The sequence below is a fragment of the Actinophytocola algeriensis genome, from assembly GCF_014203735.1.
Lineage (GTDB): Bacteria > Actinomycetota > Actinomycetes > Mycobacteriales > Pseudonocardiaceae > Actinophytocola > Actinophytocola algeriensis.
Map to the genome: position 1 here is coordinate 789,291 of NZ_JACHJQ010000006.1, position 14,861 is coordinate 804,151.

General features: G+C 71.1%; 13 protein-coding genes. 10 read left to right on the forward strand and 3 right to left on the reverse strand.

The window, feature by feature from the left end; all coding sequences use genetic code 11:
- Positions 1 to 51 precede the first annotated feature (51 nt).
- The 3 genes from FHR82_RS30535 to FHR82_RS30545 are packed head-to-tail and all read left to right on the forward strand — an operon-like array spanning position 52 to position 3,268.
- Positions 52 to 1,347 carry an aspartate aminotransferase family protein gene (locus tag FHR82_RS30535; RefSeq protein ID WP_184814002.1) on the forward strand — a complete coding sequence of 432 codons (1,296 nt, stop codon included), beginning with the start codon at positions 52 to 54 and terminating at the stop codon, positions 1,345 to 1,347.
- Between the two features lie 5 nt (positions 1,348 to 1,352).
- The gene (locus FHR82_RS30540; protein WP_225944694.1) at positions 1,353 to 2,183 is read left to right on the forward strand and encodes a PIG-L deacetylase family protein; all 831 of its coding nucleotides are present in this window, start codon (positions 1,353 to 1,355) and stop codon (positions 2,181 to 2,183) included.
- Positions 2,177 to 3,268: a zinc-binding dehydrogenase gene (locus FHR82_RS30545; RefSeq protein ID WP_184814004.1), complete on the forward strand. Its 1,092-nt coding sequence runs from the start codon at positions 2,177 to 2,179 to the stop codon at positions 3,266 to 3,268. Before FHR82_RS30540 ends, FHR82_RS30545 begins: the two co-directional genes overlap by 7 nt.
- Before the next feature lie 389 nt (positions 3,269 to 3,657).
- Here the strand turns inward: FHR82_RS30545 and FHR82_RS30550 are convergent, their stop codons facing one another.
- Together FHR82_RS30550 and FHR82_RS30555 are read right to left on the reverse strand one after the other, a co-directional pair.
- Positions 3,658 to 4,632 carry a hypothetical protein gene (locus tag FHR82_RS30550; protein ID WP_184814005.1) on the reverse strand — a complete coding sequence of 325 codons (975 nt, stop codon included), beginning with the start codon at positions 4,630 to 4,632 and terminating at the stop codon, positions 3,658 to 3,660.
- A gap of 31 nt (positions 4,633 to 4,663) precedes the next feature.
- Complete coding sequence (locus tag FHR82_RS30555) at positions 4,664 to 6,355, reverse strand: dihydroxy-acid dehydratase (RefSeq protein ID WP_184814006.1); 1,692 nt, start codon at positions 6,353 to 6,355, stop codon at positions 4,664 to 4,666.
- A 69-nt stretch (positions 6,356 to 6,424) separates the two neighbouring features.
- Here FHR82_RS30555 and FHR82_RS30560 point away from each other — a divergent pair, with 69 nt between their 5' ends.
- The 7 genes from FHR82_RS30560 (at position 6,425) to FHR82_RS30590 (ending at position 12,969) form a co-directional block, all read left to right on the forward strand.
- Entirely contained in the window at positions 6,425 to 7,486 is a 1,062-nt protein-coding gene (locus FHR82_RS30560) for a Gfo/Idh/MocA family protein (RefSeq protein WP_225943926.1), read from the forward strand.
- A complete protein-coding gene (locus tag FHR82_RS30565; RefSeq protein ID WP_184814008.1) occupies positions 7,483 to 8,451 on the forward strand; it encodes a Gfo/Idh/MocA family protein in 969 nt (322 codons plus the stop codon). Before FHR82_RS30560 ends, FHR82_RS30565 begins: the two co-directional genes overlap by 4 nt.
- Entirely contained in the window at positions 8,448 to 9,299 is an 852-nt protein-coding gene (locus FHR82_RS30570) for a fumarylacetoacetate hydrolase family protein (protein ID WP_184814009.1), read from the forward strand. The genes FHR82_RS30565 and FHR82_RS30570 overlap by 4 nt, the downstream gene beginning before the upstream one ends.
- Before the next feature lie 22 nt (positions 9,300 to 9,321).
- Positions 9,322 to 10,845 carry an N-acyl-D-amino-acid deacylase family protein gene (locus FHR82_RS30575; RefSeq protein WP_184814010.1) on the forward strand — a complete coding sequence of 508 codons (1,524 nt, stop codon included), beginning with the start codon at positions 9,322 to 9,324 and terminating at the stop codon, positions 10,843 to 10,845.
- Positions 10,846 to 10,849: 4 nt separating this feature from the next.
- Complete coding sequence (locus tag FHR82_RS30580) at positions 10,850 to 11,707, forward strand: IclR family transcriptional regulator (protein ID WP_184814011.1); 858 nt, start codon at positions 10,850 to 10,852, stop codon at positions 11,705 to 11,707.
- Positions 11,704 to 12,540 carry an amidohydrolase family protein gene (locus FHR82_RS30585; protein ID WP_184814012.1) on the forward strand — a complete coding sequence of 279 codons (837 nt, stop codon included), beginning with the start codon at positions 11,704 to 11,706 and terminating at the stop codon, positions 12,538 to 12,540. The genes FHR82_RS30580 and FHR82_RS30585 overlap by 4 nt, the downstream gene beginning before the upstream one ends.
- A 207-nt stretch (positions 12,541 to 12,747) precedes the next feature.
- Positions 12,748 to 12,969 (forward strand): hypothetical protein, encoded by a 222-nt coding sequence (locus FHR82_RS30590; protein WP_376706452.1) that lies wholly within the window; start codon positions 12,748 to 12,750, stop codon positions 12,967 to 12,969.
- 456 nt (positions 12,970 to 13,425) lie between these two features.
- Here FHR82_RS30590 and tuf read toward each other — a convergent pair whose 3' ends face one another.
- Complete coding sequence (tuf, locus tag FHR82_RS30595) at positions 13,426 to 14,613, reverse strand: elongation factor Tu (protein ID WP_184814014.1); 1,188 nt, start codon at positions 14,611 to 14,613, stop codon at positions 13,426 to 13,428.
- Positions 14,614 to 14,861: the final 248 nt, after the last annotated feature.

The following is a 14,861-nucleotide window of genomic DNA, read 5'->3' on the forward strand; positions in this document are numbered from 1 at the left end:
TCCACATGTAGCACGATCGGCATCCGGGTCCCCGCTACCAACAGGAGTGATATGGCCGAGTCGTCGTTTCCGGCCGGCGCCGATTGGGCCCGCCGGGCCGAGCAGGTCATCCCGGGCGGGCTCAACTCGTTCAGCCGGTACCTCGGCGAGCCGTACGGGTTCGCGCGCTCGTCGGGCGCGTACGTGTGGGACTTCGACGGCAACCGGTACGTCGACTACCACGCCGCGTTCGGCGCGATCGTGCTCGGCCACAACGACCCGGACGTGGACCGGGCGGTCGCCGGGGCGCTGAACCCCGTCGACCTGGTGGGCATCGGCATCACCCGGCCCGAGGTCGAGCTGGCCGAGCTCGTGTGCGCGGCCATCCCGTCGGCGGACCAGATGATCTGCTGCACCAGCGGCAGCGAGGCCACGTTCCACGCGGTGCGGCTGTCCCGCGCGGTCACCGGCCGGGACCTGATCGTCAAGGTGCAGGGCGGCTACCACGGCTGGCACGACGCCGTGGCGCGCAACGTGATCTCCCCGCCGGAGCTGGCGTACGGCATGGACCCGATGAGCGCGGGCATCCTGCCGGAGAACCTCTCCTCGACGCTGATCGCCGAGTTCAACGACCTGACCTCGCTCGAGGAGCTGTACACCCGCCACCAGGACCGGATCGCGGCGGTGATCGTCGAGCCGATCCCCCACAACGTCGGCGCGCTGCTGCCCAACCCCGGCCACCTCGAGGGGCTGCGGAAGCTCACCGAGGCGCAGGGCAGCCTGCTGATCTTCGACGAGGTGATCACCGGTTTCCGGCACGCACTCGGTGGCTGGCAGGAGATCTCCGGCGTCACCCCGGACCTGACGAGCTTCGGCAAGGCCATGGGCAACGGCCACCCGATCGCCGGGCTCGCGGGCAAGGCGGAGCACCTGCGGCACTTCAACTCGGCGGGCGGTTCGGTGCTGCTGGCAGGCACGTTCACCGGTCACCCGACAGGTTGCGCGGCGGCGGTCGCGACGATCACGAAACTGCGTGACGCGGAGGTGTTCGCACACACCGCCGCACTGGGACAGCGGATGCGGGACGGCCTGACGGGGATCGTCGACGAGCTCGGTGTGCCCGCGCAGGTCCGCGGCTACGGCTCGGTGTTCTGCCTGTACTTCCTCGAGGGTGAGATCAACGGTTACCGCGACCTGATGCGCAACGACGACGTCCGGTACCGCGAGTTCCACCGCCGCATGACCGACCGGGGGTTCCTGATGTTGCCGATGTCGTTGAAGCGCAACCACATCTCGTTCGCGCACACCGAGGAGGACGTGGACCGCACCCTCGACGCGGCGCGCGAGGTGCTGAGGACGCTCCCGTGAAGATCATGACCATCTTCGCCCACCCGGCGGACACGATCACCAACTGCGGCGGCACGCTCGCCCGGCACGCGGACCGGGGCGACGAGATCGTCGCGCTGATCCTCACGCACGGCGGCCGGATCCACGCGAACTCCTGGGTCGAGGAGTGGCGCAAGGACGAACCGGACCAGGCGGTCACGTCGGCGGGACTCGCCGAGGTCGTCGCGAACAAGAAGGCGGAGCTGGCACGTGCGGCGGAGATCGTCGGCATCGGCCGGGTGATCACCCTCGACCACGACGACGCCCGGTGCACGGTCGACGAGGACATCGTGGACCAGATCGCCGCGCACGTCGCGGACTTCGCGCCGGACGTGGTGATCATGGACTACCCGAAGAACCCGGTGGTGCCGGACTCGCACACCACGGCGAGCGTGATGGCGCTGAACGGCGTCAACCGCGCGGCGACCTACCTGCGCAACCTCGACGGCCGCGACGAGTTCTGGGTCAAGCAGATCTTCTTCGCAGGCCTGCCGGTGACGGTGACCGAGGTGCTGTCGCTGCACGGCATCCGCAACGACACCTATGTGGACATCACACCGGTCGTGGGCCGCAAGGTGGCCGCCATGGACCAGTTCGTGAGCCAGGCGTACGACGGGTTGTTCGCGCGGAAGCTGATCGAGTCGTGGAACGGCGAGTGCGGGCGCGCGGCGGGAGTGAACTTCGCCGAGGCGTTCTGCCGGTACTACAACGAGACGCACCCCCACCTGCCCGTCACCGACCACGCGCTCGCCGTTGACCCGGTGACGCGGCACGTCGAGTACTCGCGGGTCGGCCTGCGGGCGGAGTACCCGTGCTGATCAAGGGCGCGGTGCTGCGGACTGCCGGCGCGAGCAGGCCGTACCGGTCGACACGGCCGTTGTCCATCGAGGACGTGACGCTGGCGCCGCCCGGCGAGGACGAGGTGCTGGTCGAGATCGAGGCGGCCGGGGTCTGCCACTCCGACCTGTCGGTGATCGACGGCAACCGGCCCCGGCCGGTGCCGATGCTGCTCGGTCACGAGGCGGCGGGCCGGGTGGTGACGCCGGGTGCCGGGTTCGACGTGGGTGACCGGGTGGTGCTGTCGTACCTGCCGAGATGCGGTTCGTGTGCCGGGTGCGCGTCGGCGGGGCGGTTCCCGTGCGCACCGGGCTCGCAGGCCAACGCGGCGGGCACGTTGTTCGGCGGCGAGCGCCGGTTGTCCGTGGCCGGGGCGCCGGTGCACCACCACCTGGGTGTGTCGGCGTTCGCGACGCACGCGGTGGTGGACCGGCGGTCGCTGGTCCGGGTGCCGGACTCGGTGCCCGCGGAGGTCGCGGCGCTGCTCGGGTGCGCGGTGCTGACCGGCGGCGGGGCACTGCTGAACGCGGCGTCGTTGCGGGCCGGGGAGTCGGTGGCGGTGGTCGGCCTGGGCGGGGTCGGCCTGGCCGCGGTGCTGACGGCCGCCGCACTGGGCGCCGGCGAGATCGTCGCGATCGACCCGGTGGCGGCGAAACGCGCGACGGCGGCCGCGCTCGGCGCGACCCGGACGATGTCACCCGAGCAGGCGGCGGGGCTGGCGGTGGACGTCGCGGTGGAGGCCGCCGGCGCGGGTGCGGCGGTGTCGACGGCGCTCGCGGTCACGGGTCCGGGCGGCCGGACGGTGATCGCGGGGCTGACGCATCCGGACGTGCGGGTGCCGGTGTCGCCGCTGGACCTGGTCGCGAACGGGCGGAGCGTGATCGGGAGCTACATGGGTTCCTCGGTGCCCGCGCGGGACGTACCCCGGTTCGTGGAGCTGTGGCAGGCGGGACGGCTGCCGGTCGAGCGGCTGATCAGCGCCCGCATCGGCCTGGCCGACCTGAACGAGGCCATGGACGACCTGGCCGACGCGACCGCGCTACGACAGGTGGTGCTTCCTGGCTAGTGCTGTGTCCACCAGCGTTTGCCGGGTCCTCCGGCAGGTCCGGCCAAGCCGACGGTGATCGTCGTACCGGGTGGGCTGGTGTGCCGCGAAAGGCGCGTTCAGGACATCGCCGGTGCCGTGAAAGGCGCGTTGAGGACGTTGAGTGCCCTGAAAGCGCCTTTCACAGCATGGCCAACGCCGCGAACGCGCCTTTCACAGCACAACGGACACCGTGAAGGCGCGCAGGCGCGAAGGGGCGCAGGCGCGAAGGGGCGCGAGCCCCACACCACACCCGAGGCTGCCTGCCATCCCGGAGACCTGCCCCTCCGGCGAGGAGCCGCCGGAGGCAAAACCCCGTCCGGCAAGGACAAACCACGAACCCACCCCGGCCAACGCAAGTGGACACAGCACTAGACGCAGCGCCACACGGTGGCCACGGCATCACCGCTCGCCGTGGTGCTGATGCCCGCGACCTCGGTGCCGTCGCCGTTCACCGCGGTCGCCTCGCGGGTCGTCAGCCCGGCGGGCGCGGGCAGGACCGTCGCGCCGGTCGAGCGCCACATCGTCGCGCCCTGCGGCCCCTTGCCCACGACCACGCCGTTCTCGATCTCCAGCGGGGTCCCCGACGCCGAGCCCGGCAGCGCGGTCACCGCACCGGTGGCGGCGTCGATCAGCACCACCTCGAAGCGGCCGTCCGGGCGGGTGCGCTTGGCGGCCACCGTGCCGTCGTCGATGTCCGCCAGGTCGATCGACGAGCCGCTGGGCGGGTACGGGCCGTAGTTCCACACGACCGTGCCGTCCAGGCGCCAGATCCGCTGCGGCTGCGCGGGGTCCTGCGGCTCGCCGATGGCGTACCCCTGGTCGTCGACGTCGAGCGGGATGTACCAGTACGGGTCCAGGACCTCGAACGACGTCGAGCCCGCAGGCCACACCGCCGCGAAGTGGATCACCGGGTGCTCGGGGTGCAGCCAGCCGACGCTGTCACCGTTCTCGTTCAGTCCCGCCGCCGCCACCGAGTACGCCGTGCTCAGGTACGTGATCGTGCCGTCGGCCGTCATGAGTGCCGCACGCTGGTAGTCCGAGATGAGGTCGGCCACCGGCACGTTGCCGGACATGACCCCCGAGCGGTTCATGTCGTACGGCACGAAGTCGTTCGGCAGGATCGCCGGCTCACCGTCCTGCCAGATCACCCCGGCCTGGCCGTCGGCGTCGGCGCCACGGGCGACGTAGGTCCCCGCGTAGTCGGTGCCCGTCACCTCGTACAGCGTCACGCCAGGGATGCCGGGCAGCGCGGCCGGTGTGCACACCGCAACCACCGCGGCGGCGGGGGCCACCAGCGCACCGAACACGGACAGGACAGCGGCGCAGGACAATGACCGACGCATCAAACCCCCAAGGTCCGACGAACACGATAACTCAGTGCGACTCCCTCGTGGGCGTGGCTTGTCCGCCGCCGGTCAGGAAGTCCAGGTCCACGCCGCGGTCGGCCTGCAGCACGTGGTCGACGTACAGCCGCTGCCAGCCCCGCTCCGGTGCCGCGAACGCCGCCGACGCCTCCTCCGACACCGGGCGCGCCGACAGGTCCGCCGCCACCTCCAGCCGCCGGTTCGGCACGTCCAGCACCACGATGTCGCCGGTCCGCACCCGGCCCAGCGGGCCACCCGCCGCCGCCTCCGGGGCCACGTGCAGCACGACCGTGCCGTACGCCGTGCCGCTCATCCGCGCGTCGCTGATCCGCACCATGTCCCGCACGCCCTTCGCCAGCAGCGGCGCGGGCAGCGGGAAGTTGCCCACCTCCGGCATCCCCGGGTAGCCCTTCGGGCCGCACCCGCGCAGCACCAGGACCGCGTTCTCGTCGTCGACCGTGTCGATGCGGGCGTTGAGGTCCTCGATGGAGTCGAACACGACCGCCGGGCCGCGGTGGGTGAGCAGTTCCGGCGTGGCCGCCGCCGGTTTGATCACCGCGCCGGACGGGGCGAGGTTGCCGCGCAGCACGGCGATGCCCGCCGAGTCCTGCAGTGGCGCCGACCTCGGGTGGATCACCGACTCGTCCCAGATCTTCGCCGCGTCCAGGTACGACACCAGCGGTTCGCCGGTGACCGTGATCGGCTCCGGTGACAGCAGGTCCGCCACCTCGCGGAGCACGGCGAGCAGCCCGCCTGCGCGGTGCAGGTCGTCCATCAGGTGCTTGCCCGCGGGCTGCAGGTCGACCAGCAGCGGCACCCCGGAACCCACCTTGTCGAAGTCCTCCAGTTCGAGCGGCACCCCCAGCCGCCCGGCGATCGCGAGCAGGTGCACGACCGCGTTCGTCGACCCGCCGATCGCCGCCAGCGCCACGATCGCGTTCAGGAACGACTCGCGCGTGAGCACGGTGCTGGGCTTGCGGTCGTCCGCCACCATCGACACCGACAGCCTGCCCGACTGGTGCGCCATCTCCAGCAGCCCGCTGTCCGGCGCGGGTGTGCCTGCGAGGCCCGGGATCGTCATGCCCAGCGCCTCGGTCACGCACGCCATGGTCGACGCGGTGCCCATCGTGTTGCAGTGGCCGCGGCTGCGGATCATCGACGACTCGGAGCGCATGAAGTCCTCTCGCGACAGCGTGCCTGCGCGGACCTCTTCGGACAGTCGCCACACGTCGGTGCCGCAGCCGAGCGGCACACCGCGGAAGTGCCCGGTCAGCATCGGCCCGCCGGGCACCACCAGCGCGGGCAGGTCGACCGAGCACGCCGCCATCAGCAGCGCGGGGATCGTCTTGTCACAGCCGCCGAGCAGCACCACCCCGTCGATCGGGTTGGCGCGCAGCATCTCCTCGGTCGCCATCGCCGCGAGGTTGCGGAACAGCATGGCGGTCGGGCGCATCAGCGTCTCGCCCAGCGACACCACCGGCAGGTGCAGCGGCACGCCACCGGCCGCCCAGATGCCGTCGGCCACCGACTTCGCGACCTCGGTCAGGTGGGCGTTGCACGGCGTGAGGTCCGACGCGGTGTTGGCGATCGCGATGTGCGGCCGCCCGTCGAAGGCGTCCCTCGGCAGACCCCGCCGCATCCACGCACGGTGGATGTAGGCGTTGCGGTCGTCCCCGGCGTACCACGCTTGCGAACGAGACATGAAATGCCCTTCCAGACAAGGGAGTGCAACCATTGCACCGTACCAACGACTCCCTTAGAGTCCCCCAACATGGAACGCTGTTTCGCAGAGCTTGCGGAGCGAACATCGAGCACAGACGCGGAGCTCGCGGAACGAACACCGAACACAGACGCGAATGCGTTCGGGGTCGTCATCGTCGGCACCGGCATGATCGCGGGGCTGCACATCGCGGCACTGCGGTCCTCCACCCGGGCGCGGCTGGTCGGCCTGGTCGACACCGATCCTGCCCGCGCGGCGGCCGCGTCGCTCGCCAACGGTGGCGTGCGGGCGACCACCGACCTGGCCGAGGCGCTGGCGTGGCCCGGCGTCGACGGCGCGATCGTCTGCACCCCCAACGGCAGCCACGGCGCGATCGCGATGGCGGTCGCGGCGGCCGGCAAGCACCTGATGATCGAGAAGCCCCTCGCGACCTCCACCGCGGAGGCCACGGCGGTGGTCGACGCGTTCCGCGAGCGCGGGCTCGTGCTCGCCACCGCGCACACACACCGCGTCTACGACTACTCGATGGCCGTGAAGGCCGCGCTGGACTCCGGTCAGGTCGGCGAGCCGCAGGTGATCAGGGCGACGCTGCTCGGCGGCTGGATCTGGGGCGACTGGAACGCGTGGGTGCTCGACCCGGCCCGCTCCGGCGGCCACCAGCTGCACAACGGCGTGCACCTGCTCGACCTGGTCACCTGGTGGATGGGCGCGACCCCGGACAGCGTGTACGCGCGCGGCCGCCGCCAGACCGCCACCGAGCTGCCGATCTACGACTACCTGGAGATGGTGCTGCGGTTCCCGGGCGACCGGGTCGCGGTCTGCGAGATGAGCCGCGCGCACCGGCCGAGCACGACCGGTCACCGCGACGTGCTGGTGATCGGCACCGAGGGCACGGTCGCGCTGCCGTGGGACGCCGAGCCGAGCCTGGTGTTCGGCGAGCAGGGCGTCACCGCGCTGCCGCCGGTCAGCGGGTCGGCGTTCACCCGCCAGCTCGACGCGTGGCTCGACGGCACGCCGGTCGCGGGTGGCGCCGAGGGCCTGGCCGCGGTGGCGATGGCCGAGGCGGCGGAGCAGTCGATGGCTTCTGGGCAGCCCGTGGAGTTGACGTCATGATCAACGTGCTCCTGGCCGGGTTCGGCGGGCTCGGCGACCAGGACCACCAGACCGCCATGTACCTGCCCGCCTTCACCGCGCACCCGGCGTTCCGCATCGCCGGGGTCGCGGCCACGCACCCGGCCGACGAACCCCGTGCGCTGGCGGCCGCCGAGAGTGCTGGCGTCCCGTACCACGCCGACCTCGCCACCGCGTTGTCCACAGTGGACGCGCCAGTGGTGAGCGTCGCCGCCCCCGCCCAGACCAGGACCGACGCGCTCCTCACGGCCGTCCGCGCGGGCAGGCACGTGCTCGCCGACAAGCCGTTCACCCCCACGCGCGCCGAGGCCGAGCAGGTGGTCGCGGCGGCGGAGGGCACCGGCATCGTCGTGGCGCAGCACCACCGGTACCACCCGATGGTCACGGCCGGGGTGGCCGCGCTGCGCGGTGGCACGGTCGGGCTGCCGTGGAACGTGCAGGTCGACTTCGTGGTCGCGGGTGGCCACCCGTGCCAGGACGAGCTGCTGAACTTCGGCGGCTACCCGGTCGACGTGGTGGCGGCGCTGACCAACCTGCCCGTCCTGCGCGTCCACGCCACCGCGGCGGGCCCGCTGACCGTGCTGGCGCTCGGCCACGAGCACGGCATGACCAGCACGATCGTCGTCGGCCGCACCGCGCCGAGGGCCGGCGTGCCGGAGGGCAGGCTCGCCCACCACCGCTACCGGGTCAGCGGCTCGCACGGCGTGCTGGTGCTCGACGCGACCAAACCCGCCGTCACCGTGTCGACGGCGAGCGGCCTGGACCGGCAGTGGCTGCCCGTCGACACGCTCACCGGCCTGCTCGACGACCTGCACGCGGTCGTCACCGGCGCGAAACCGGCAGGCCCCACCCTCGACGACGCACTGCGGACCGCGGCCGTGCTCGACGCGGCCCGGCGTTCACTGACCGAAGGCGTACCGGTCGCCACCGACGGAGGAACCGCATGAAGCTCGTGACGTTCCGGCACGACGGACACGTCCGCCACGGCAGGCTCATCGAGAACGGCACGATCGTGCAGCCCCTCGGCGACGGCGACGTGACCGCGTCGCTCGGCGGGGCGGCGACCGCGGCCGGGCCCGCGTTCCCGCTCGCGGACGTCGAGCTGCTGGCGCCACTGCTGCGGCCCGGCAAGCTCCTGGCGGCCGCCGCGAACTACCAGGACCACGTGACCGAGGCGGGCGGCGAACCGCTCGACAAGTCCCGCCTGTCGCCGCGCCTGTTCCTCAAGCCGCCCACCGGCATCGTCGGCCCCGGCGCGGACATCCCGATGCCGTCGGTCAGCAGGGAGGTCGACTGGGAGGCCGAACTGGCCGTGGTGATCGGCACGACCGCGCGGAACGTGCCGATCGCGAAGGCGCTCGACATCGTCGGCGGTTACGTCACGTCGAACGACGTGTCCGCGCGGTCGATGGACTTCGGCTACGAACGCGACACCGGTGACTCGCACGTGTGGTTCTTCGACTGGCTGGCCGGCAAGTTGCTCGACGGGTTCGCGCCCATGGGCCCGTGGCTCGTGACGGCCGACGAGGTGCCCGACCCGCAGGCCCTGCACATCACGCTCGACGTGAACGGCGAGCGCCGCCAGGACGGGTCCACCAAGGACATGATCTTCTCGGTCGCCGAGCTGGTGTCGTTCGCGTCGACGCTGATGACGCTCGAGCCGGGCGACGTGATCATGACCGGCACCCCGTCCGGCGTCGGTGCCGCCACCGGCCAGTACCTCAAGGCCGGTGACCGGATGTCGGTGACCATCGGCGACCTGGGCACGCTCACCAACCGCATGGTGGCGTCGTGAGCGGAGCTCGCGGAGCGAACCGATGACGTCGAGTGACCTCCTGCTCGCCGGCGGCACGCTCGTCGACGGCACTGGCGCGGCGCCGAGAGCGGCCGACGTGCTCGTGCGCGGCGAGTGGATCGCCGGGGTGCTCGCGCCGGGCGCGACGGTGTCCGGCGCGCGGACGATCGACGTGTCCGGGCGCGTGGTGTGCCCGGGTTTCGTCGACATCCACACCCACTCCGACCTGGCGCTGCTGTCGAACCCGAAGGCGCACAGCAAGGTCCGGCAGGGCGTGACGACCGAGGTCGTCGGCAACTGCGGGCTCGGCGTGGCACCCGTTGGCACCGACGTGGCGGGCCTGCGGTCGGCGGTCGCCTACCTCGACCTCGACCCGGCCGTCGAGATCGCGTGGCGCACGGTCGGCGAGTACCTCGACGCGGTCGCGGGCACGTCCGTCCACGTCGCGACCCTCGCAGGCCACATCCCGCTCCGCGCAGCGGTCATGGGCCTCGCCGACCGGCCCGCGACCACCGCCGAGATCGACGACATGTGCGCGCTGCTCACGAACGCGCTCGCGGACGGCGCGCTGGGGCTGTCGACGGGGCTGGTCTACCCGCCGCTGCGGGCAGCGCGCACCGCCGAACTGCGGGCGCTGGCCGAGGTGGTCGCCGACCACGACGCGGTGTTCGCGTGGCACCTGCGGGACTACGGCGACGACCTCGTGCCGTCCGCGACCGAGGCGGTGCGCATCGCCCAGCTGACCGGCGCCCGCACGCAGATCTCGCACCTTGCCGCGGTGGGCAAGCGCAACTGGGGCCGGGTGCGGGACGTGCTGGCGATGGCGGGGCCGCTGATCGGGTTCGACGCCTACCCCTACCTCGCGGGCAACGCGCCGCTGTCGCAGCTGCTGCCGGACCAGGTCACGGTGGACGACCTCGCCGATCCCGTGGTGCGAGAACGGGTCGAGGTGGCGTGGCGCGGCAACCCCGTGCCGTGGACCGAGATCACCGTCGCGGGTGGCGCGACCGACGCCGTGCTGGGCCGCACTATCGCCTCACTCGCCGGCGAATCCCGTTCCGCGAGCGCGGTGGCCATGGACCTCATCGCGGCGTACGGCCACGCCGTGATCATGACCGCCGGCGGCCGCAGCGAGACCGATCTCCGCACGGTGCTCGGCCACCCGGCGACGGTCGTCGCGTCCGACGGGCTCGCGCTCGACCCGGACGGCCCGACCGGGCACGGCTTCCCGCACCCGCGTTCGTTCGGGACATTTCCACGAGCTGTGGCCAAGTTCGGTGCGAATCTGGCGGCGATCGTCCACAAGTGCACGCGGCAACCGGCGGAACAGGTAGGACTCACCGACCGCGGTGTCGTCGCGCCAGGACGACGTGCCGATCTGGTGGTACTGGACATGGAACGCCTTGCCGACCGCGCTACCTTCACCCGGCCGCACCGTTTCCCCGGTGGCGTCGATCTGGTACTCGTCGCCGGGACGACGGTCGTCACGGGGGAAGAACACACCGGCGCCACGCCGGGCACCGTCGTGCGACGAGCTGAGAGGTAAGACCATGGCCACCAAGACCCGTGGGGCGCGTCCGACGAGGACCGACGACCAGCTCGGCCCGAAGAGCGCGAACTACCACACCCACGCGCTGACCCGTGGGCTCGTGCTGCTGGACCTGCTCGCGTCGGTGCCGCCGCCGGTGACGCTGACCGGCATGCACGAGCACACCGGGCTGCCCAAGAGCACGCTGGTGCGCCTGCTGGCCGCGCTGACCGAGATGCGGTTCGTGGTCCGGGTGGACGAACGGCCCGCCTACCGGCTGGGCCACAAGGTGATGGCGCTCGCCGACGCCTATGTGTCCAGTTTGGACCTGTCCGCCGCGGCCGGGTCCTACCTGGACGAGTTGGCGCGCGAGACGCAGCAGACGTCCAACCTCGGCCTGCTGGACGGCCGGGAGGTCGTGCACGTGTGCGTGCGGCAGCCCGACCGGCCCCTGCGGTTCGAGACCAGCCCAGGCGCGCGGGACAGCACGCACTCGACGGGTCTCGGCAAGATGCTGCTCGCCGGGGTCGCACCCGAGGCCCTGGCCGCCTACCTGCCTGCCGAGCCCTTCCCCGCACGCACCGACCGCACGATCACCTCGCTCGACGAGATGACGAAGGAGGTCAGGCGGACGCAGCGGCGCGGGTACGCGATCGACGACAACGAGAGCAGCGCGGGGCTGAAGTGCCTCGCGGTGCCGGTGACGGTGGCAGACCAGACCCTGGCGGCGCTGTCGGTGTCCGGCCCGGCGGGCGAGTTCACGCCGAAGAAGCAGAAGGAGTACCTGGAGCGGCTGACCACGGCCGCGGCGGCGCTCGCGGCCGACCACGACGTGGTGGCGGTGCTGTCCCGGATGCACGAGTCGATGGGCGAACCATGATCGATGTCCACACGCACTGCCTGCAGCACACCCACTGGGGTCCCGAGTGGGACACCAACTGGAAGCCGGTCTACCAGCGCGAATGGGTGGACGTGACCCCCGCCGACTTCGACGAGGCCATGGCCGACGGCGGCGTCGACCTGGCGTTCGTGTTCGGCATGCGGGCCACCAAGCAGGGCGTGCGGACGCCGAACGAGTTCGTGGCCCGGTTCTGCCGCGAGACCACGACCGAGACCGTCGGGTTCATGTCGCTTGACCTGTCGGACCCGGACGCCATGGACCAGCTGGCCGAGGGCCTGTCGCTGGGGCTGCGCGGCGTGAAGCTGTACCCGGTGCTGGCCGGTTTCGACCCGCGCTCGCCGTCGCACGACCCGTTCTACCGGGAAGCCACCCGCCAGGGGCTGGTGGTGCTGTGGCACATGGGCGCCACCCCGTCGCCCGCCGGGAACCTGACGTTGTCCAATCCGCTTCTGGTCGACGACGTGGCCACCCGGCACCCCGATCTGGTGCAGATCATCGCCCACATGGGGCACCCGTGGCAACGGGAGAGCATCGTGACCTGCCGGAAGAACCGGAACGTGTTCACCGACGTGTCGGCGTCGTGGGCGCGGCCGCTCGACGGGTACCTCGCGCTGGTGCGCGCGCAGGAGTGGGGCATCGTCGACCGGCTGCTTTTCGGGTCCGACTATCCGATGTGGACGCCTCGCGAAGCCACCGAGGGACTGCGGGAGCTGGCCCGCTCGGGGGGCGCCGGGTTACCGCGTGTCGGCGACGAAACCCTCGACTGGTTGCTGAACGGGAACCCTCTGGCGGAGCTCGGCCTCGGTGCGTAGCCCATTCGGGCAGAGCGCGTATCTGAGTGGACGGCGGGTACTCCTGTTGGTAACAATCCGTGAGAAAGACCGATGAAACCGAATAGGTCCATCACACGTCCCACGAATTGTCGGTGCCGAGTGATAGACATAACTCCGCAGGAAACGCCAACGCAGGGGAACACGATGTCCGCACTACCAGAAGGTCTGAACCACAGAGCTCTGTCCATGCTGAGAGCGGTTGTCGCAGGTCGTGCACAACTCAGCTGCTCGTCCGAGCCCGACCTGTTCATCGACGGTGTGCCGTGCTGTGACCAGTACCTGGCCCACACGCTCGCGCACGAAGGCCTCGTCGAGCCTGCGCACCAGGGCACCTGGGGGGAACTCGTGCCCGCGGCGCTGACCGACGCGGGTGTCGCCGCCCTCGCCCCGGCGCCTGCCGCGGCCTGAAACTGATTAGGCCGATTGCCAGATCAACCGGGAAAACGGTAATAACACTCCTGGTGATCGATCCGGCACTCGGCGCCGACGTGCTTGGCGGCATCAAGTAACGCGCCGCCACCGTTTGATCATGGAATTTCCCACCCGATTCATCCAGATTGTCCTGGCGCGTCCGGTTGGTGAACTTCTGACGTGCACGCATCGCACCCGGTCGGAAACTCACCGTGACGTCTCTGTTTCGGTTCGCTGTTTTCGCTGGTCAGCGCTGGTTCAGGGCACTGGGGCTGGTCCGGCCCGGGCCCTCACACCGCGCCAAGGGGCCGGAGCTTTGGCGATCTTGTGCTCCTTGCAGGCCCCTCGACGCGGTGTGATCGGGCTTCGCCAGGTCGACGGGATGGCGGGCAGCCTCGGGTGTGGCGTGGCTTGCGCCCGCTTCTCTCGTCGTGGCGTCCGGGTCTGGTCGCGCTAGTCGAGCAGTTGCTGAATGGTGCCCGCGCCTACCGTGCGGTTGCCCTCACGGATGGCGAACCCCAGGCCGACGTCCATCGCGATGGGCTTGCCCAGGGTTACGGACATCTCGATCGAGTCCCCGGGCAGTGCGATGGCCGTGTCGAGCAGTTCGACGTTGCCGACCACGTCGGTGGTGCGGAAGTAGAACTGCGGCCGGTAGTTGCTGGCGAACCCGGTCGTGCGCCCACCCTCCTGTGTGGACAGCAGGTAGACGTGGGCGGTGAACCGGGTGTGCGGCAGCACCGAGCCGGGAGCGCACAGCACCTGCCCACGCCGCACCTCGTCGCGGCGCACCCCGCGGAGGAGTACCGCCGCGTTGTCGCCTGCCTCGGCCCGGTCGAGGGTCTTCCCGAACGTCTCGAGGCCGGTGCACACGGACGTGCGGCTGGGACCGAGGCCGACCACTTCGACCGGCGCCCCGACCTCGATGGTGCCCTGCTCGATGGCGCCCGTGACGACGGTCCCGCGCCCGGTGATCGTGAGCACGTTCTCGATCGGCATGAGGAAAGGCCCTTCCAGCGGCCGGGGTGGTACGGGCACGTGCTCGTCGACGGCTTGGAGGAGGTCGACGATGCCGCGCGCCCACACCGGGTCGCCGTGCAGCGCCCTGAGACCGGACACCCGCACGATCGGGGTGGCGTTCCCGTCGAACCCGTACTGTGACAGCAACTCCCGCAGCTCCAGCTCGACGAGGTCGAGCAGCTCACCGTCCTCGACGAGGTCGACCTTGTTGAGGGCGACCACGACGTGCGGCACCCCGATGCGCCGCGCGAGGACGACGTGCTCCCGGGTCTGGGGCATGGCCCCGTCCTGGGCGGACACGACGAGGATCGCGGCGTCGAGCTGCGCGGCGCCGGTGATCATGTTCTTGACGTAGTCGGCGTGCCCTGGCATGTCGACGTGCGCGTAGTGCCGCGTGGCGGTCTCGTACTCGACGTGCGAGATGTTGATCGTGATACCGCGGGCCTGCTCCTCGGGCGCCCGGTCGATCCCCTCGAACCCGACGTAGCTGGTGGTCGTCGGGTCCAGCTCGGAGAGGGTCCGCGTGATCGCGGCGGTGAGCGTGGTCTTCCCGTGGTCGACGTGCCCCATGGTTCCGATGTTGAGGTGCGGCTTGGTGCGCACGAAGTGCTGCTTGGTCATGACTTTCCCTTGGTGTGGAACGACGTCCGGAGAACCACGTGGTAGACCCACCCTCCCCGGCGGGTTCCCCGTGCAGGCCACGCGGAGGAGGGTCAGAGTCGGGCGCCGTCCAGCAAGGAAAGGGCGGCCACGACCGAGTCCACGGGGGCGAACCCCATGGACGCATCGATCATGGCCAGCCGGAACATGATCACAGGGTGACACGCGAACCGGGGCCCGTCACCCGATTTTCGAAGCCCGGCCCGCAC